The organism is Aureimonas sp. Leaf427 (assembly GCF_001425485.1).
Taxonomy (GTDB): Bacteria; Pseudomonadota; Alphaproteobacteria; order Rhizobiales; family Rhizobiaceae; genus Plantimonas.
The window spans coordinates 556926-573678 of sequence record NZ_LMQW01000001.1; the positions used below are offsets into that span (position 1 = coordinate 556926).

At 69.0% G+C, this 16753-nt stretch carries 22 protein-coding genes; 5 read left to right on the forward strand and 17 right to left on the reverse strand.

Translation table 11 applies throughout. The annotated features are described in order from the left end of the window. Nucleotides 1-21 precede the first annotated feature (21 nt). Nucleotides 22-1491: a xanthine dehydrogenase small subunit gene (gene xdhA / locus ASG62_RS02330; protein WP_056694229.1), complete on the reverse strand. Its 1470-nt coding sequence runs from the start codon at nucleotides 1489-1491 to the stop codon at nucleotides 22-24. Further along, nucleotides 1491-1871, reverse strand: coding sequence for a hydroxyisourate hydrolase (uraH, locus tag ASG62_RS02335; protein ID WP_056694227.1), 381 nt, complete (start codon nucleotides 1869-1871; stop codon nucleotides 1491-1493). Before uraH ends, xdhA begins: the two co-directional genes overlap by 1 nt. A 206-nt stretch (nucleotides 1872-2077) precedes the next feature. On the opposite strand from uraH, the gene puuE reads away from it, so the two are divergent. Continuing rightward, nucleotides 2078-3547: an allantoinase PuuE gene (gene puuE / locus ASG62_RS02340; RefSeq protein ID WP_056694226.1), complete on the forward strand. Its 1470-nt coding sequence runs from the start codon at nucleotides 2078-2080 to the stop codon at nucleotides 3545-3547. After that, on the forward strand, nucleotides 3544-4035 hold the full coding sequence (locus tag ASG62_RS02345; protein WP_056694224.1) for an ureidoglycolate lyase: 492 nt from the start codon (nucleotides 3544-3546) through the stop codon (nucleotides 4033-4035). Before puuE ends, ASG62_RS02345 begins: the two co-directional genes overlap by 4 nt. Before the next feature lie 254 nt (nucleotides 4036-4289). On the opposite strand, the gene ASG62_RS02350 is transcribed toward ASG62_RS02345, so the two are convergent. Then, nucleotides 4290-5030 (reverse strand): DeoR/GlpR family DNA-binding transcription regulator, encoded by a 741-nt coding sequence (locus tag ASG62_RS02350; RefSeq protein WP_056694223.1) that lies wholly within the window; start codon nucleotides 5028-5030, stop codon nucleotides 4290-4292. Nucleotides 5031-5132: 102 nt separating this feature from the next. Here ASG62_RS02350 and ASG62_RS02355 point away from each other — a divergent pair, with 102 nt between their 5' ends. After that, nucleotides 5133-5720 (forward strand): NUDIX domain-containing protein, encoded by a 588-nt coding sequence (locus ASG62_RS02355; RefSeq protein WP_056694221.1) that lies wholly within the window; start codon nucleotides 5133-5135, stop codon nucleotides 5718-5720. On the opposite strand, the gene ASG62_RS27960 is transcribed toward ASG62_RS02355, so the two are convergent. From ASG62_RS27960 to ureC, 11 genes are all read right to left on the reverse strand, one after another. Continuing rightward, nucleotides 5674-5976 (reverse strand): type II toxin-antitoxin system RelE/ParE family toxin, encoded by a 303-nt coding sequence (locus tag ASG62_RS27960; RefSeq protein WP_200944687.1) that lies wholly within the window; start codon nucleotides 5974-5976, stop codon nucleotides 5674-5676. The two genes, ASG62_RS02355 and ASG62_RS27960, sit on opposite strands and share 47 nt — an antisense overlap. A gap of 44 nt (nucleotides 5977-6020) precedes the next feature. Then, entirely contained in the window at nucleotides 6021-6245 is a 225-nt protein-coding gene (locus tag ASG62_RS02365) for a transcriptional regulator (protein WP_244487556.1), read from the reverse strand. Between the two features lie 74 nt (nucleotides 6246-6319). Continuing rightward, nucleotides 6320-6835, reverse strand: coding sequence for a GNAT family N-acetyltransferase (locus tag ASG62_RS02370; protein ID WP_056694215.1), 516 nt, complete (start codon nucleotides 6833-6835; stop codon nucleotides 6320-6322). Between the two features lie 63 nt (nucleotides 6836-6898). Further along, a complete protein-coding gene (locus ASG62_RS02375; protein ID WP_056694213.1) occupies nucleotides 6899-8236 on the reverse strand; it encodes an 8-oxoguanine deaminase in 1338 nt (445 codons plus the stop codon). 4 nt (nucleotides 8237-8240) lie between these two features. After that, entirely contained in the window at nucleotides 8241-8873 is a 633-nt protein-coding gene (gene ureG / locus ASG62_RS02380) for an urease accessory protein UreG (protein ID WP_056694924.1), read from the reverse strand. An 8-nt stretch (nucleotides 8874-8881) separates the two neighbouring features. After that, nucleotides 8882-9568, reverse strand: a complete 687-nt coding sequence (locus tag ASG62_RS02385) for an urease accessory protein UreF (RefSeq protein WP_056694212.1) — start codon at nucleotides 9566-9568, stop codon at nucleotides 8882-8884. Then, complete coding sequence (locus ASG62_RS02390) at nucleotides 9549-10034, reverse strand: urease accessory protein UreE (RefSeq protein WP_056694211.1); 486 nt, start codon at nucleotides 10032-10034, stop codon at nucleotides 9549-9551. The genes ASG62_RS02385 and ASG62_RS02390 overlap by 20 nt, the downstream gene beginning before the upstream one ends. After that, entirely contained in the window at nucleotides 10031-10396 is a 366-nt protein-coding gene (locus tag ASG62_RS26930) for an MliC family protein (protein WP_056694209.1), read from the reverse strand. Before ASG62_RS26930 ends, ASG62_RS02390 begins: the two co-directional genes overlap by 4 nt. Before the next feature lie 8 nt (nucleotides 10397-10404). Then, the gene (locus ASG62_RS02400; protein ID WP_056694207.1) at nucleotides 10405-10854 is read right to left on the reverse strand and encodes a DUF29 domain-containing protein; all 450 of its coding nucleotides are present in this window, start codon (nucleotides 10852-10854) and stop codon (nucleotides 10405-10407) included. 5 nt (nucleotides 10855-10859) lie between these two features. Continuing rightward, complete coding sequence (locus ASG62_RS02405) at nucleotides 10860-11333, reverse strand: DUF29 domain-containing protein (protein WP_056694206.1); 474 nt, start codon at nucleotides 11331-11333, stop codon at nucleotides 10860-10862. A 9-nt stretch (nucleotides 11334-11342) separates the two neighbouring features. After that, entirely contained in the window at nucleotides 11343-13055 is a 1713-nt protein-coding gene (gene ureC / locus ASG62_RS02410; protein WP_056694204.1) for an urease subunit alpha, read from the reverse strand. 204 nt (nucleotides 13056-13259) lie between these two features. Between ureC and ASG62_RS02415 the strand changes: the two genes are divergently transcribed. Both ASG62_RS02415 and ASG62_RS02420 read left to right on the forward strand, forming a co-directional pair. Then, complete coding sequence (locus tag ASG62_RS02415; RefSeq protein WP_057180262.1) at nucleotides 13260-13709, forward strand: hypothetical protein; 450 nt, start codon at nucleotides 13260-13262, stop codon at nucleotides 13707-13709. A gap of 135 nt (nucleotides 13710-13844) precedes the next feature. After that, nucleotides 13845-14537 carry a hypothetical protein gene (locus tag ASG62_RS02420; RefSeq protein ID WP_056694200.1) on the forward strand — a complete coding sequence of 231 codons (693 nt, stop codon included), beginning with the start codon at nucleotides 13845-13847 and terminating at the stop codon, nucleotides 14535-14537. A gap of 95 nt (nucleotides 14538-14632) precedes the next feature. Here the strand turns inward: ASG62_RS02420 and ASG62_RS02425 are convergent, their stop codons facing one another. The 3 genes from ASG62_RS02425 to ASG62_RS02435 form a co-directional block, all read right to left on the reverse strand. After that, nucleotides 14633-15469 carry a cyclase family protein gene (locus tag ASG62_RS02425; protein ID WP_056694198.1) on the reverse strand — a complete coding sequence of 279 codons (837 nt, stop codon included), beginning with the start codon at nucleotides 15467-15469 and terminating at the stop codon, nucleotides 14633-14635. 76 nt (nucleotides 15470-15545) lie between these two features. Then, nucleotides 15546-15851, reverse strand: a complete 306-nt coding sequence (locus tag ASG62_RS02430; RefSeq protein WP_056694195.1) for an urease subunit beta — start codon at nucleotides 15849-15851, stop codon at nucleotides 15546-15548. Between the two features lie 5 nt (nucleotides 15852-15856). Then, a complete protein-coding gene (locus ASG62_RS02435) occupies nucleotides 15857-16450 on the reverse strand; it encodes a HupE/UreJ family protein (protein ID WP_056694923.1) in 594 nt (197 codons plus the stop codon). Nucleotides 16451-16753: the final 303 nt, after the last annotated feature.

The following is a 16753-nucleotide window of genomic DNA, read 5'->3' on the forward strand; positions in this document are numbered from 1 at the left end:
CTTCGTTCGATGCACCATCGCTCATGCGATCTCGAGAATACGCGAGCGCGGCGCGCCGGCGGCTTCCTGCCCGAAGCGGACGAGAAGGTTCCTCGCGACCGTCAGCCGATAGGCGGCGGAGGCGCGCATGTCGTCGAGCGGCGTGAAGTCCTCGGCCAGCGCCTCCGCCGCGCGGCGGGCCGCCGCCTCGTCGAAGGGCTTGCCCGTCAACACCGCCTCCGCGCCGGCCGCGCGCTTCGGCGTTCCCGCCATGCCGCCGAAAGCGAGCCGCGCCTCCGCGACGAGCCCGTCCTCGATCGTCAGGCGGAAGGCCGCCAGAACGGCGGAAATGTCGGAATCGAAGCGCTTGGAAATCTTGTGGCAGGCGAACGTCTGGTTCCCCGAAAGGACCGGCACTTCCAGCGCGGCCACGAACTCCGCCTCGCCCCGGTCCTGCCGGCCATAGGCGATGAAGAAGTCCTCCAGCGGCAGCACGCGCGCCACGTCGCCCTGGCGCAGATAGACCTTGGCGCCGAGCGCGATCAGAACCGGCGCCATGTCGCCGATCGGCGAGCCGTTGGCGATATTGCCGCCGATCGTGCCGGCATTGCGGATTTGCCGGCCGGCGAAGCGGCGCACGAGTTCGCCGATATCGGGATGGATCTCGGCGAGCCGCTGATGCGCCTCGGTATGCGTCACGCCCGCGCCGATGAAGAGCGCCCCCGGCCCTTCCTCGATCAGGCGCAGATCGGCCGCGCGCGAGACGTCGATGAGAACGGGCAGGTCGCGATGCTGCTTCGTCACCCAGAGCCCGACATCCGTCGCGCCCGCGACGAGCAAGGCTTGCGGGTGTTCGACATAGGTGTCGGCCAGTTCGTCGGCATCCCGCGGCGAGAGCCAGAGCCCCTCCGCCGTCTCGTAGCGAAAGGGGCCGGTGCCGCGCAGGGCCGACAGGCGCGCCGCCGTCTCGGCATCCTCGATGGCGCTGTCGGGCACGGGAAGCCGCGCCAGATCGAGCCCGGCCTCGACGATCGGCCCGTAGCCGGTGCAGCGGCACAGATTGCCCGCGATCGTGTCCTTCACGCCCTGCCGGTCGCCCCGGCCCTCCCGGTCGTGGAGCGCGCCGTTCAGCCAGCCCGCATGAAGCTGCATGACGAAGCCCGGCGTGCAGAAGCCGCATTGGCTGCCATGCCGCTCCACCAGGGCGGCCTGCAGCGGATGCGGGCCGTTTCGGCCGAGATGCTCGATCGTCTCGACCGCGCGCCCGTGCAGCGAGGGCAGGAACTGGATGCAGGCATTGACGGCGCGGCGCTTCAGCCCGCCCGCCCCGTCCGGCTCGCAGAGGAGCACCGTGCAGGCCCCGCAGTCGCCCTCCGCGCAGCCTTCCTTCGTGCCGGTCAGGTGCTCGGTCCGGCGGAGATGCTCGAGGATCGTCACCGTCGGCTTCACGCCGGAGACGCTGCGCTCCTCGCCGTTCAGGAGAAACCGGATCGGTTCGCTGGCCAAGCTCATCAGCTGCCTCGATAGGTGGAGAAGCCGAAGGGCGAGAGAAGCAGCGGCACATGGTAATGCGCGGCCTCCGACATGCCGAAGCGGATCGGGATCTCGTCGAGGAAGAGCGGCTCGGCGAGCGCCGCGCCCTGCGTCGCGCGCAGATAGGCGCCGGCCTCGAACACGATCTCGTAGGTGCCGGGCCGGAAGGCCTCGCCCGCCAGAAGCGGCTCGTCGCAGCGCCCGTCCGCATTGGTCCGCGCGGTCAGGATCTCCCGGCGCCTCGCCCCCTCGCCACTGCCCTCGATCGCGTAGAGACGCAAGGTCATCGCCGCCGCGGGCCTGCCGAGGCCGGTGTCGAGAACATGGGTGGTGAGCCGTCCGGCCGCTGCGTCCGCCATGCCTCTCCTTCGAAGATTTGACCAAGTGGTCAGGAGAGGATGCACCGCCGGAGCGACTCTCGTAAAGTGGAAAGGTTCTGGAAAGCGCGGCTTGCTCCTCAACCGTGCCTTGCCTAGCGTGGCGACCGCCGAGCCGCCGCGACGATCCGCCTCTCCGGCCGCGCGCGACGCTCCGGCCGCTCGATACGCCGTTCAAGGATGCCCGCATGACCGCCCCGTCCACCCGCTATCCCCGTGACCTCAGAGGCTACGGACGCCATGCGCCGGACCCGCAATGGCCCCTTCCCGGCGGCGAGGGCTCGGCGAAGATCTGCGTGCAGTTCGTGGTGAACTACGAGGAGGGCGGCGAGAACGCGATCCTCCATGGCGACGCCGCCTCCGAGGCCTTCCTGTCGGAGATCGTCGGCGCCGCGCCCTGGCCGGGCATGCGCCACATGAACATGGAATCCATCTACGAATACGGCGCGCGCGCGGGCTTCTGGCGGCTCTGGCGCATGTTCACCGAGCGGAACCTGCCCGTCACCGTCTACGGCGTCGCGACCGCCATGGAGCGCGCCCCGGAGATCGTCGCCGCCATGCAGGAGGCGGACTGGGAGATCGCCTCGCACGGGCTGAAATGGGTGGAGTACAAGGACGCCACGGCCGAGCACGAGCGCGCCCATATGAGCGAGGCCATCGCGCTCCACACCGCCATCACGGGGGAGCGCCCGCTCGGCTGGTACACCGGCCGATCCTCGCAGCACACGCTCGATCTCGTCGCGGAGGAGGGTGGCTTCCTCTATGCCTCCGACGCCTATGCCGACGACCTGCCCTATTGGCAGGATACGGCCCACGGCCCGCTCCTGATCCTGCCCTACACGCTGGATTCCAACGACATGCGCTTCGCGACCGCCGGCGGCTTCAACTCGGGCGACCAGTTCTTCGCCTATCTGCGCGACGCCTTCGACGTGCTCTATGCGGAGGGCGAGGCGGGATCGGCCAAGATGCTGAACATCGGCCTCCACTGCCGCCTCGTCGGCCGCCCCGGCCGGGCCGCGGCGCTCGCCCGCTTCCTCGACCACATCGCGGAAAAGCCCGGCGTCTGGGTCGCCCGGCGCATCGACATCGCCAGGCACTGGCGCGAGCGCTTCCCCTATGCCCCCGGCCTTCGCCCGAGCCGGATGGACCGCGGAAGCTTCCTCGCCCGCTTCGGCGGCGTCTTCGAACACTCGCCTTTCCCAGCCGAGCGGGCCTTCGACAAGGGCCTGCACGACGCCCATGACAGCCCGGCCGGCCTGTCCGGCGCGCTGACCACGGCCTTCCGGCAGGCGAGCGAGGCGGAGCGGCTCGGCGTCCTGAAAGCCCATCCCGATCTCGCGGGCCGGCTGGCGCTCGCCGGCGACCTCACGCCGGATTCGCTCTCCGAACAGGCCTCCGCCGGTCTCGACCGCCTGACGCCGGACGAACTCGCGCGCTTCACCCAGCTGAACGAGGCTTACGTCGCGCGCTTCGGCTTCCCCTTCATCATCGCGGTCAAGGCGATCCGGCCGGCCGGCGCCGGCAAGGCAGAGATCCTGAAGGCGTTCGAGACCCGCATCGGCAACACGCGCGACGCGGAAATCGCCACCGCGACGCGCGAGGTCGAGAAGATCGCGCGCCTGCGCATCGAGGCCCTTTTCGAGAAGGGCGCGGCATGAGCCGCATCCTCACCGTCGAGCCGCTCACGATCGAGGCCTTCGAGCCCTTCGGCGACGTGATCGAGCCCGACAATGCCCGCGAGATCCGCCTCATCAACGGCGGCACGACGACTCGCTTCCACGACCTCGCCCCCGTCGACGTGTCCGCCGAGGGCGGCCGGCCGCTGATCTCGATCTTTCGCGGCAAGCCTTTCGCCTTTCCGCTCGCGATCTCGATGATGGAGCGCCATCCCCTCGGCAGCCAGGCCTTCATGCCGCTCTCCCCCCGCCCCTTCCTCATCGCCGTCGCCCCCGACGAGGCCGGCCGCCCCGGCCCGCCGCGCATCTTCCTCGGCCAAGGCCGCGGCATCGCCTACGCCCGCAACACCTGGCACCACCCGCTGATCGCGCTGGAGGACGTGTCGGACTTCCTCGTGGTCGATCGCGGGGGCGATGGGATCAATCTGGAGGAGGCGGATTACGCCGAGGCGTTTCGGGTGGAGGGGTAGGAGCCGCCAGAACTTGGAAGACGGTCGAGGTCGGCGGGAGGCACTGCGTCCGATGTTGGCGGGAGGCACCCCCCTCTGGCCTGCCGGCCATCTCCCCCGCAAGGGGGGAGATAAAGCAGCTTTTAGGGCGGATCGAACTCGCGGAGGCCGACGCTAGGCCGATCTCCCTCCTTGCGGGGGAGATGTCCGGTAGGACAGAGGGGGGTGCCTCGCACCGCCCTCACCTCAGATCGAGGCTAACGCCCACCCTTCGATCACGCCTCCACCACCGTCACCCCCACCGACCGCAACCCCGGCGTCCCCCGCTCCACGATCACCGCGTCCACCGCTTCCCATCCGACGACCTTGTGCGCCGAGACCGCGCCGATCTTCTCGCGGGAGCCGAGAACCACCGTTTCCGCGGCTTGAGTGGAGAGCAGGCGCTTGATCGCGGCCTCCTCGGCGTCGCCCGTCGTCAGGCCGATCTCGGGATGGATGCCCGTGACGCCCATGAAGTAGAGGTCCGCGCGCACCCGGCCGATCGCCTCGGCGGCGGCCGCGCCGACCGCCACCATCGAATGGCGGAAGAGCCGGCCGCCGATCGTCTCGACCACGAGCCGGGGGTGGCGCGCGAGCTCCAACGCGACGGCGGGGCTGTGCGTGACGACGGTCGCCTCGAGGTCGGGCGGCAGATGACGCGCGATCTGGATCGCCGTCGTTCCACCGTCGAGAAATACGACCTGTCCCGGCCGCACCATCTCGGCCGCCGCCCGGCCGATCGCGATCTTGCCCGCCGGGGAAACGCTCTCTCGGATGTCGAGCGGCGCCAAAGCCGGCGAGGCCGGCAGCGCGCCGCCATGCACCCGCTGCAGCAGCCCCTCGCCGGCCAGCTCGCGCAGATCGCGTCGGATCGTGTCCTCGGAAAGCCCGAGCTCCTCGCTCAAAGGCTTGGCGAGCACCCGCCCCTCCCGCCGCAGACGGTCGAGGATCAGGGCCTTGCGCTCTCCCGTCAGCATGTCATCACCCTCCTGCACGAATTTTCTTGACTCTGCATGTTATTGCACGAGACTATACGAGTATCAAGATTTCAGGCGTGATCGTGCAAGAGAGGAAACGGGATGGGCATCGCGGATCGCGTCGAGGTGGAGAGGGTCGAGACTCTGTCGGACGACTGGTACGTCCTGAAGAAGACGACCTTCCGCTACCGGCGAAACGACGGCACTTGGCAGCGCCAAAGCCGCGAGACCTACGACAGGGGCAACGGCGCGACGATCCTTCTCTACGATTCCACGAGGCGCACCGTCGTCCTCACCCGCCAGTTCCGCTATCCCGCCTTCGTCAACGGCCATGACGGTCTTCTGGTCGAGACGCCGGCCGGCCTTCTCGACGATGCGAGCCCGGAGGACCGCATTCGCGCGGAGACGGAGGAGGAGACCGGCTTTCGCGTCGGCCCTGTCAGTTGCATCTTCGACGCCTTCATGAGCCCCGGCTCCGTCACCGAGCGCCTCTACTTCTTCGTCGCGCCCTACGAGTCGAAGGACCGCGTCGGCGCGGGCGGCGGGCAGGCGGAGGAAGGCGAGGACATCGATCTCCTCGAGCCGACGATCGACGAGGCCCTCGCCATGATCGACGCCGGCACCATCCGCGACGGCAAGACGATCATGCTCCTCCAATACGCGGCGCTGCATCTCTTCGCCCGATCGTGAGATCGCATCCCGTCGGGGCGAAGCTCTCCGGCCCGTCGCGGGCGGTATGAACGACGGCGAGGATTTCGACCACGGTCGTGACCCGATAGACGACGATGGAGGGCGTTCCCGCCACGACGAGTTCGCGCGCCGCCTCCGCGCGGCCCCGGCGGCCGGCCATTGGATTGTCCGCAAGCAGCCGGTCGGTGCGACCGATCACGAGGTCCGCCAATTTGTAGGCTGCGAGCGGCCGATCCCGCGCGATGAAATTCTGGATGCGGTCGAGATCGGCAAGCGCCGGCCTCGTTCAGAAAACCCGCATTAGCCCGGCCGGTATTTGTGGAGGACGCGCTCCACCTCGCTAGGGCTCGCGAAATCACCCCGGTCGGCAGCGGCGATGCCTTCGGCGACCTTGTCGAGAAACCGCTCCTGCCATTCCAGCGAATGACCATGCTCCAGCGCGTCCGCCACGATCTCCGCAGCCGAAAGGCTCGATCGAGCGGCGATCGCATCGACCCGGGCTTTCAGCGCGGAAGCAATCTTCACGTCGGAGTCCATCGCAAAAGGATGGCACGCTCGCCCCGACCGAGCAAGACAGGCCAAGACCCGGTCGGCCGACCTCACGAATCTTTCGCCCGCTCCATCATCTCGAACGGCACGTCTCGATAGATCGTCGACCCGAAACGGCGATAGCCGAGCTTTTCGGCGACGCGCAGCGAGGACGCGTTGTCCGGCCGGATGATGCAGACGGTCCGCGCGGCGCCATGCGTCTCGGCGAACCAGCGATGGGCCACCGCCGCCGCCTCGCCGGCATAGCCCTGTCCGTGATGCGCCCCGGCGAAGACCCAGGCCGCTTCCGGATCGGGATCGAAGCTCGGGCCGAGCCCGCGGTGGAAATCGGCAAGGCCGGTCTCGCCGACATGCCGCCCGCTCTCCCGCTCGAAGACCGCAAAGAGCCCGTAGCCGAACAGCGCCCAATGGCCGGCATAGCGCAGGAGCCGGTTCCAGGCGTCTTCTCGCGACATCGGCTGGTTGCCGAACAGCGGCACGACGGCGGGATCGGTCGTCAGCGCCACGTAGGCGTCGTAGTCGCCGAGCGAATAGGGGCGCAGAAGCAGGCGCGGGGTCTCGATCATCAGGTGGGAACACCAAAGGTTGCGCTCATCGGATTACACGCCTTCGATCGCCGGCCGTCGACCTCACGCGAACCTCTTCGCCGCCGCCCCGTGCTCCGCGCGCAGCCGCGCCACGTCCACTCCGACCGGCATCCCGTCCACCACGCGCCAATCGCCCTTGACCATCACCCGGTCCGCCCGCGTGGCGCCGCAGAGGACGAGAGCGGCGATCGGGTCGTGGGCGCCGGAGAAGCGCAGTTCGTCGAGGGTGAAGAGGGCAAGGTCCGCCTGCAGCCCCGGCGCGATGCGGCCGATGTCGGCCCGCCCGAGGCAGGCGGCCGAGCCTTCCGTGGCAAGGCGCAGGACGGAGCGCTCGGTCACGGTCTCGGCCGACGTCGTGCGCAGACGCCCGACCATCAGCGCGTGTCGCGCGGCCTCCATCAGGTTGGAACTGTCGTTCGAGGCGGAGCCGTCCACGCCGAGCCCGACCGGGCTGCCCGCCGCCTCGAGGCTCTCCACCGGGCAGAAGCCGGAGGCGAGCACGGCGTTGGAGGTCGGGCAATGGCAGACGCCGACGCGGTGCCGCCCGAGCCGGGCGCATTCCTCCGTCGTGAAGTGGATGCCGTGCGCGAGCCATGTCCGGGGGCCGAGCCAGCCGACCTCTTCCAGATAGTCCACCGGCCGGCAGCCGAAGGTCTCCTCGCAGAAGCGGTTCTCGTCCTCGGTCTCGCCGAGATGGGTGTGGAGCCGGCAGTCGTGCCGCTCGGCGAGATCCGCGCTCGCCCGCATCAGGCTCTTCGTCACCGAGAAGGGCGAACAGGGCGCGAGCGCGATCTGGATCATCGCCCCGTCCGAGCGGTCGTGATAGCGCCCGATCAGCCGTTCGGAATCGGCGAGGATCTCGTCCTCGTCCTGCACCACGCTATCGGGCGGCAGGCCACCGTCCTTATGGCTCAGATTCATCGAGCCGCGCGTCAGCGTCACGCGGATGCCAAGGGCGCGGGCCTCTTCCGCCTCGATGTCGATGCCGCTCTCCAGCCCGTTCGGGAAGAGATAGTGATGGTCGGCCGCCGTCGTGCAGCCGGACATGAGGAGTTCGGTCAGAGCCAGCCGCACGGAGAGGCGGAAGCTGTCCGGATCGAGCCGCGCCCAGATCGGGTAGAGGCTCTGGAGCCAGGGAAAGAGCTCCCTGTCGATGGCGGCGGGATGGGCGCGCGTCAGCGTCTGGTAGAAATGATGATGCGTGTTGACGAGGCCGGGCAAAACGACATGGCGCGAGGCGTCGAAGGTCTCGTCCACCGGCCGGCTTGGCCCGGCGCCGGCGGCGACGAGTTCCGCGATCCGCCCGTTTTCCACGACGATGCCGCCCTCCGCGCCCTCGGCGAGAACGGCGAGCGGGGCTTTGATGAAGAGGCGCGCCATCCCGTCAGGCCGCGGCGGCAATGGCGCGCAGGCCGCCCTGCTCGGCCAGGAAGTCGAGCACGTCGGACACGCCGACCCGGCGCGAGAGGTCGGTGAAGAGCGTCGCGCGGCCCTGCCGGCCCTTGGCGGCGTCGGCCCGCATGCGCTCCAGGTCGGCGCCGACGTAAGGAGCGAGATCGGTCTTGTTGACGAGGAGAAGGTCTGAACGCGTGATCGCCGGGCCGCCCTTTCGCGGGATGTCGTCGCCCTGGCAGACCGAAATCACGTAAATCGAGAGATCGACGAGATCGGGCGAAAAGGTCGCCGCGAGATTGTCGCCGCCCGATTCGACCAGCACGAGGTCGAGATCGGCATGGCGCTCGCGCAGCGTGCGGATGGCGGCGAGGTTGATCGAGGCATCCTCGCGGATCGCCGTGTGCGGGCAGCCGCCGGTCTCGACGCCGATGATCCGGTCGGCCGAGAGCGCCTGCCGGCGCACCAGCGCCTCGGCATCCTCCACCGTGTAGATGTCGTTGGTCACGACGCCGATCGACCACTGGTCGCGCGCCGCCTTGCAGAGCATCTCGACCAGCGTCGTCTTGCCGGAGCCGACGGGGCCGCCGATGCCGACGCGAAGGGGGCCATTCGGGTTTGCGATCGGCGCGGTCATGAGCGGAACAGCCTCGTGGAGAGCGTTTCGTGCCGCATGGCGGCGATGTCGGAGAGGATGGCGGACGAGCCGAGATCGTCGGGCGTCGATGCCGCCGCCCGCTCGGCAGCGGAAAGGATGACCGGCTCCAGCCGGTGGAGCGCGCGCATCGCCGCGCTCTGCCCGAGCGGCACGAGCCGCGTCGCGGCGGAGACGAGATTGGCCGCGAACCCATGCGCGAAGGCGCCGAGCGCCTGCGGCAGCGCGATGCCGCTCCGCGCCGCGAGCTGCGCCACCGCCAGCGGATAGGCCAGGCCCTCGACTGCATCTGCCGGGGCCGAGGCCCAGGGCGCCGAGCTGCGCTGGAACGCATCGCCGAGCGACAGCGTCTCGTCGCGGCGCTCGGCCGAGCCGCCGAGCGCGCGGGCGAGTTCCGCAAGGTCCCGAAGCCTCGGCGCATCCCCCGCCGAGGCGGCCTGATGGGCTTGCGCAAAGAGCACGAGATCGTTCCAGCCGGACCCCTCGGTCAGGAGCAGCGCGATCCAGTCCGCGACCCCCTCGCCATCCGTGATCCGCCGCTCGGCGATCGCCGATTCCAGCCCGTGGGAAAAGGCGAAGGCGCCAATGGGAAAGGCCGGCGAGAGCCAGGTCATCAGGCGCAGGAGCGAAAGATCGCCCGCCGCCTCAGTGGTCATGGCCGCCATGGGTTTCCGGGCCGCCATGCGCATGGCCGTGGCTCGCCCCGCCGCCATAGGCGCCGCCCTCCGGATCGAAGGCCGCGTCGATCTCCTCGACCAGCGCGCCGAGCCCTTCCAGCATGGTGCGAAGCACGGGCTCGCGGCGGATGAGAAGGTGGTCGGCGAAGATCTGCGCGGCATGGTGGCGATTGCCGAGATGCCAGGCGAGCGTCAGGAGATGCGTCGCGTTCTGCCCGCGCACGACATAGAGCGGCTCGGGCCTCGCCACGACGCGCAGGACGCGGCCGTCGTCGAGCACCAGCCCGTCGCCCTCGCCGAGCCGCAGGGTTTCCGGCAGGTCGAGGAGGAAGGCGATCCCGCCGTCGGAGACCATCGCCATGCGCCGGCGATGACGCTGCGTCTCGTCCAGCGTGATCGTGTCGGCGGCCTCGAACCCTTCCGCCTTCGAGCGGACGTGCGTCGCGTGGATCATCTCGCCACCTTGCAGGTCACGGCCGGTGCGTCGGCCTTGCGTTCGTCGAGAATGTCGGCCCGGCTGCCACGCGTCCAGAAGACGGACGACCCCGACACGTATTTGGCGCCGGATGCCGAGAGCACGGACACGTAGACCCGCGGCTTCCCCGCCGCGATCTCCACCACCGCCAGCGACTGGTCGGGCAGGTTGTAATAGACGACCTTCGGCGCCGAGCCGTCGCTGCACGCATAGGAAACGCTCTGACGATCGAGCGTCCCCGGCAGGTCGAGCGTGATCTCGGCGGCGGAGGCGGGGAAGGGCACGGTGCCGAGAACCCATGCGAGCGTTGCAATCCGAACCCAGGCTGCGGGCCACCGCAAAGCCGGCCTCACGCCATGGCCTCCGGATAGAACTCGATATCGAGAATGTCCTCGATCGTGAACGGACAGTCCGCCGGGAAACTTCCTTCGACGAGGCCGGTATCGCCGGAAGCCGTCAGCCGGGCCAAAGCATACTCGTCCAGATAGACTTCCGATGGGTAGGACTTGAGGCTCGGGCTCTGCCGAAGACGTTTGGCAATGCGGGTCCGCTGTTCGAGGATCGTCGCCTTCCAATTGTTGCTGCGCCGCTCCGGTTGGAACTGCCATTTCAGGAGATGGGCGATCAGAACCGCAAGGCGGCCTTCGATCTCGTTGCGGACCGCATCACCCAAGCCTTCGATCTCCTCGGCTGTTCCGTCCCAATCGATCCCGTTATGAGCCCGCGCCCGCAGCTTCCCCGCCTGATCCTGCGTCCAGGCGTAGAAGTCGGAGGTATAGAGGAGCTGCTGCTTGAGCATTTGCGTCACGACAATGGGCCTTCCGGAAAGAACTCGGGGTCGAGAATCTCGCCGATCGTGAAAGGGCATTCCTGAGGAAAGCTCGAAGCCGGCAGCCGCGTCTCCTGAAGGGCCTTGGCTACGGCCAATCGATACGCACCCGCCAGCACCTCCTGCGGAAAGACGGCAAGGCTCGGACTATCCTCCAAGACCATGGCCAGCCGATCGCGCTGCTCGTCGATCGTGGACCGCCAGCCGCTCTTGCGCTTCGCTGTCTGGTACTTCCACTTCAACAGATGCAGAATGAGAGCACGCAGCCGGCTCCGGATTTCGCGCTTCTCGCTGGCGCCCACGCTCTCGATCTCCTCGGCGGCGTGCTCCCAGTCGACATCGCCGCGATTGTCGAAAGAGGCCCGCGCCCGCAGCTTCCCCGCCTGATCCTGCGTCCAGGCGAAGAAGTCGCGCTCGTAGAGACTGTCGGTCTTCAGGGAAGGTGCCATGGGGCGAGTTTAGAACAGGAAATAGCGCTGCGCCATCGGCAGGATCTCGGCGGGTTCGCAGGTGAGAAGCTCGCCGTCGGCGCGCACCTCGTAGGTCTCGGGATCGACCTCCACCGTCGGCATCGCGTCGTTCAGCTTCATCGAGGCCTTGGAAATGCCGCCGCGCGTGTTCTCGACGGGCAGGAAGGTCTTCTCGCAGCCGAGCCGCGCGCGAAGGTCGGTGCCGAGCGCGGCCTTGGAGACGAAGGTCGCGCCGATCGCGCCGATCGCCTTGCCGAAGGCGCCGAACATCGGCCGGTAGTGCACGGGCTGCGGCGTCGGGATGGAGGCGTTGGGATCGCCCATGGGGGCCGCCGCGATCATGCCGCCGAGCAGCACCATGGCCGGCTTCACGCCGAAGAAGGCGGGGTCCCAGACCACGAGATCGGCGCGCTTGCCGACCTCCACCGAGCCGATCTCCTTCGACAGCCCTTGAGCGATCGCCGGATTGATCGTGTATTTGGCGACGTAGCGCCGGGCGCGCAGATTGTCGTTGTCGCCGGTCTCGCCGGCCAGACGCCCGCGCTGGCGCTTCATCTTGTCGGCGGTCTGCCAGGTGCGGATCACCACCTCGCCGACGCGGCCCATGGCCTGGCTGTCCGAGGAGATCATCGAGAAGGCGCCGATATCGTGGAGGATGTCCTCGGCCGCGATCGTCTCGCGCCGGATGCGGCTTTCGGCAAAGGCGATGTCCTCGGGGATCGAGGCGTCGAGGTGGTGGCAGACCATCAGCATGTCGAGATGCTCTTCGAGCGTGTTCTTCGTGTAGGGCCGCGTCGGGTTGGTCGAAGAGGGCAGGACGTTCGGCAGCCCGCAGACGCGGATGATGTCCGGCGCATGTCCGCCGCCCGCCCCTTCCGTGTGGAAGGCGTGGATCGTGCGGCCCTTCAGCGCCGCGATCGTGTGCTCCACGAAGCCCGATTCGTTCAGCGTGTCCGTGTGGATCATCACCTGCACGTCGTGCTCGTCGGCGACCGAGAGGCAGCAGTCGATCGCGGCCGGCGTCGTGCCCCAGTCCTCGTGCAGCTTCAGCGCGGCCGCGCCCGCCAGCACCATTTCCTCCAGCGCGGCGGGCCGCGAGGCATTGCCCTTGCCCGACAGCGCGAAGTTCATGGGAAAGGCGTCGAGCGACTGGAGCATGCGCGCCAGATGCCAAGGGCCGGGCGTGCAGGTCGTCGCCAGCGTTCCGTGCGCCGGGCCCGTGCCGCCGCCGACCATGGTGGTGACGCCCGAATAGAGCGCCTCGTCGATCTGCTGGGGGGCGATGAAGTGGATATGCGCGTCGATGCCGCCGGCGGTGACGATCTTGCCCTCGCCCGCGATCACCTCCGTGCCGGGGCCGACCACGACCGTGACGCCGGGCTGCGTGTCGGGATTGCCGGCCTTGCCGATGACCGCGATCCGCCCGTCGCGCAGGCCGATATCGGCCTTGTAGATGCCGGTATGGTCGAGGATCAGCGCGTTCGTGATGACGGTATCGACCGCACCCTCGGCCCGGCTCGCCTGGCTCTGGCCCATGCCGTCGCGAATGACCTTGCCGCCGCCGAACTTCACCTCCTCGCCATAGGTGGTGAGATCCTTTTCCACCTCGATGAAGAGCTCGGTATCGGCCAAACGCACCCGGTCGCCGGTCGTCGGGCCGAACATGGCGGCATAGGAGGAGCGGGCGATACGGGCGGCCATGGCATCTCTCTTACGGTGGAAGGGCGAGGGCCGCACGAGCTTCGAAAAAGCCGCGCGACACCCGTCGCCCTCTGCTGCAACGCGGCGGATCGGACCGCAAAGCGCCGGGTTTGTCAAAGCGATAAGAAGGCCCATCTGAAGAGAATGACCATGGATATCGCGATCGGCCCCGCGGGAGGCCGGACCGACACAGGAGAGCCTCCCTTGCGCCACCGATCCTCCACCGCCGCGCGCGCCGCGGCGACGCTTCTCGTCCTCGCCGGCTTCTCGGCCGAGGCCGGCGCCCAGGCCTTCGGCCCCGGCCCGCCCGGCATCGCGGTCGGCAGTTCCATGTCGGGCAAGCGCATCGTCGGCGCGCCGCGCGCGACCGGCGGCCCGCGCATTCCCAATGCCGACGTCTTCGGCGACGAAGTGGAGGAGCGCCGGTTCGGCCGGGACTACGACGACAGCTATCTGCGGCCGGAAATCCGCACCTTCGAGCGCGATTCCTCCACCGAGCGGCGCGCCATCGAGGGCCGCTCCTCGCTCGGCGGCGTCGGTGCCGGCGTCTTCGCGCGCGACGGCGCGACGGGGATCGGACGAAGCGCGGTGACGCGCCCCTCGTCCAGCGGGCGGGCGAAGATCGTCTTCACCAAGCCGCGGACGACACGCTGACCTGCAGGCGGTAAAAGGGGGAACGTCTCGCGCGTGCTGGGAGTTGGATGAGACGGGAGGCGGAGCTTGAGGCTTTGCTTCGATCCATTTTTACGAAGGGCCGGCATCCAACGTTCGGCCGAAGGGACGATCACCATGAGCCGGACCATCGCAACCCTCGCACTTTCCCTCGCCCTCGCGGCCAGCCCGGCCTTCGCCCAATCGTCGGGCGGCGGCGGCGGCTCCTCGGGCGGTAGTTCCAGCACGGGCGGCGGCGCGTCGGGCTCGGGTTCGTCCTCGGGCATTTCCAGCGGCTCCAGCGCCGTGGGCGGCTCGGGCAGCGGCCTCGGCGGAACCTCCACGACGGGCTCCTCGGCCACCACGCTCCCGCTGTCGCCCTCCACGTCCGGCGTGTCGTCGGGCTCCGGCGTCACGTCCGGCACCGGGATTTCAGGCTCGGGCAGCGTCGGCACGGGCTCGGCGGGCGTCGGCTCGACCGGCATCGGCGGGGCCGGAAGCTCCAATATCGGCATCTCGACCAGCGCCCCGGCGACGATCGGCGGCACGGTCGGCTCCTCCGACACCCAGGCGCGCGCCAACGAAGGCTCCAGCGGCATCAATTCCACGAATGTCGACGGGATCGCGCGAAGCGGCAATCCCGGCGCCGCGACGACGCTCGGCGGGGCCGGCTCGGCGACGACCGGCAGCGCCTCGCCCGGCGGCCTTTCCGGCGCCGGAACGGAAGCCGAGTACAACATTCCCCGGCCGCGCATCGCCGTCGACGTGCAAGGCATCCGCAATGCGCTGGGCGCGGATTCGTCGGCCACGCCTAAGCGCAACGGCGACTGAGGCTTTAGCCTCTCACGGCCAACCCAGACGAAGTCCGGGCCATCGGCCCGGGCTTTACGCTTTGATGGAGAGGCGTTGCGAGCGCCCGGCCTTTCTCAGGTCAGCGCGAAGACGCGCGCCGGGCCACCCGTCCCACCCCGATGCTTCGGCGCTCCGACGACGATCGTCGCGCCCTTGGCAGGCAGGGCGTCGAGGCCCGCGAGGCATTCCAGTCCCCAGCGCCCGGACGGCAGCCAGGTCTTGTGGCCGATGAAGTCGGGCGAGGCGCCGAAGTCGAGCGAGAGCGTATCGACGCCGATGCCGACCGCCGTCGAGTCCTCGATCAGCATGGTCAGGGCCTCGACGTGGAAGCCCGGGAAATGCATGACCTTGGCCTCGTCCGCATTGCGGAACTTCGGCGTCGCCACATGCTGCGACCAGCCCGATTTCATGGCGACGCAGCAATGGGCGGGAAGCTCGCCATTCGCCGAGATCCAGGCCTTGATATCGTCCGGCGTCACCTGCGCATCGGGATTGGCGGACGCCTTTTCCCGGATGTCGATCACCGCGAGCGGAGCCATGAGCTTCTCGACCGGAATTTCCGCGACCGACAGGCCGTCGGCGCTGAAATGCAGCGGCGCGTCCATATGCGTTCCCGTGTGCTCGTCGATCGTCAGGACGAAGAGATTGAAGCCGTCCTTCTCCAGCCCGAACTTGCGCTCCATCGCAAAGCCCGGCTCGCCCGGAAAGGTCGGAAACTCGGAAGAGAGTTCATGGGTGAGGTCCGAAATGGTCGAGACCGTCACGGGCTCCGCCGCCGGTGCGGCCGCCGCCGCCGGCCGCGCGCCCATTCCCAGAAGCCCGGCCGCCCCCACCGCGGCGCCGAGGCCGAACAGCGAGCGCCGGCTCAGCATCGAGGCCTTGACCTCCTCCATCACGCAGGCACCGCACATGTCTCTCTCCCTTTTCCGATGATCGTCGAGGCCGAGAAGGCCGCCGCCCGCCCCGGCGCCTTGGCTCGCGCGCCTGCTACAGCGCGCCCATCACCTGTCCGTTGAAACCGTAGACCTTCCGCTCGCCGCGAAAGGGCACGAGCGTGACCTCCCGCGTCTGGCCGGGCTCGAAGCGCACGGCGGTGCCGGCGGCGATGTCCAGCCGGTGGCCGCGCGCGGCGGCGCGGTCGAAGGTCAGCGCCGGGTTGGTTTCGGCGAAGTGGTAGTGCGAGCCGACCTGCACCGGCCGGTCGCCCGTGTTGGAGACTTCGAGCACGAGGGTGAGAAGACCCTCGTTCAGGACGATCTCGCCCGCTTTCGTGATCACTTCGCCGGGGATCATGGAGCTCAGCCCGCCATGAGGGCGAGGCCGGCGATCGCCGTGCCGGCGCCGAGAATGCGCGCCAGCGCCCCGCCGACCGAGCGACCGAAGCCGGCGCCCGAGGAAAGCGCCAGACCGATGCCGATGCCGGCGAGATGCAGGAGCGCGGTCGCGGCGAGGAAGCCCGCGGCGAAGGAAAGCGCGCCGGCCGAGCCGAGTTCGCTCGCATGCGCATAGCCGTGGAAGAGCGCGAAGGCCCCGACGAGCGCGGCGCCGGCGGCGACCGGCAGGCGCACGGCGGCCGCGACGAGAAGGCCGAGAACGACGACGGAGGCGGCGATCATCGGCTCGACGAAGGGCAGCGAAAGCCCGGTCTGGCCGAGGAGGAAGCCGAGCGACATGACGCCGACGAAGGCGGCCGGAACGGCATAGGTGCCGCGCCCGCCGATCTGCGAGGCCCAGAGGCCGACCGCGACCATGGCGAGGATGTGATCGGCGCCGAAGAGCGGATGCGACAGGCCCGCCATCACGGACCCGTGCTCGGCGGGATCGAGATGGGCGAAGGCGGGCGCCGATGCGGCAAGAAGCGTCACGGCGGCAAGGGAAAGGCGTCTGATCATCATGTCCTCGTTTCGAAAGACGGCGGCGTCCCGGATGGGGTCACGCCGGCGGCGGGGAATCGCTTCCGTTCGGAGCAGCCTTCTCCCGCGACGCTGCTTATAGTGAAAGCCCCGTTCGCCCTTGTCAAAGCGCTTAACGGCCGGGAAGGGCTGCGGCGAACTTATGGCGCGATGTCTCGAACTCGACATGCCGGGGAAACAATCCGGACACCCTGATCTGGCATCGTCTTCTCACGAACCCGAAACCGCCGCGAATCATCCGACCCACGACGGCCCCGGCCTTACGAAGACGTCCCACGGACA

Bases quoted from the DNA above. Each gene is read 5' to 3' on its own strand.
- ASG62_RS02350 (WP_056694223.1), bottom strand. From the start codon at position 5,030: ATGCTGACGGGAGAGCGCAAGGCCCTGATCCTCGACCGTCTGCGGCGG.
- ASG62_RS02400 (WP_056694207.1), bottom strand. From the start codon at position 10,854: ATGCTCAAGCAGCAGCTCCTCTATACCTCCGACTTCTACGCCTGGACG.
- ASG62_RS02420 (WP_056694200.1), top strand. From the start codon at position 13,845: ATGAGCCGGACCATCGCAACCCTCGCACTTTCCCTCGCCCTCGCGGCC.
- ASG62_RS02355 (WP_056694221.1), top strand. From the start codon at position 5,133: ATGGGCATCGCGGATCGCGTCGAGGTGGAGAGGGTCGAGACTCTGTCG.
- ASG62_RS02370 (WP_056694215.1), bottom strand. From the start codon at position 6,835: ATGATCGAGACCCCGCGCCTGCTTCTGCGCCCCTATTCGCTCGGCGAC.
- xdhA (WP_056694229.1), bottom strand. From the start codon at position 1,491: ATGAGCTTGGCCAGCGAACCGATCCGGTTTCTCCTGAACGGCGAGGAG.
- uraH (WP_056694227.1), bottom strand. From the start codon at position 1,871: ATGGCGGACGCAGCGGCCGGACGGCTCACCACCCATGTTCTCGACACC.
- ASG62_RS02405 (WP_056694206.1), bottom strand. From the start codon at position 11,333: ATGGCACCTTCCCTGAAGACCGACAGTCTCTACGAGCGCGACTTCTTC.
- ASG62_RS02345 (WP_056694224.1), top strand. From the start codon at position 3,544: ATGAGCCGCATCCTCACCGTCGAGCCGCTCACGATCGAGGCCTTCGAG.
- ASG62_RS02430 (WP_056694195.1), bottom strand. From the start codon at position 15,851: ATGATCCCCGGCGAAGTGATCACGAAAGCGGGCGAGATCGTCCTGAAC.
- ASG62_RS02385 (WP_056694212.1), bottom strand. From the start codon at position 9,568: ATGGCGGCCATGACCACTGAGGCGGCGGGCGATCTTTCGCTCCTGCGC.
- puuE (WP_056694226.1), top strand. From the start codon at position 2,078: ATGACCGCCCCGTCCACCCGCTATCCCCGTGACCTCAGAGGCTACGGA.
- ASG62_RS02390 (WP_056694211.1), bottom strand. From the start codon at position 10,034: ATGATCCACGCGACGCACGTCCGCTCGAAGGCGGAAGGGTTCGAGGCC.
- ASG62_RS02425 (WP_056694198.1), bottom strand. From the start codon at position 15,469: ATGTGCGGTGCCTGCGTGATGGAGGAGGTCAAGGCCTCGATGCTGAGC.
- ureC (WP_056694204.1), bottom strand. From the start codon at position 13,055: ATGGCCGCCCGTATCGCCCGCTCCTCCTATGCCGCCATGTTCGGCCCG.
- ASG62_RS02375 (WP_056694213.1), bottom strand. From the start codon at position 8,236: ATGGCGCGCCTCTTCATCAAAGCCCCGCTCGCCGTTCTCGCCGAGGGC.
- ASG62_RS02435 (WP_056694923.1), bottom strand. From the start codon at position 16,450: ATGATCAGACGCCTTTCCCTTGCCGCCGTGACGCTTCTTGCCGCATCG.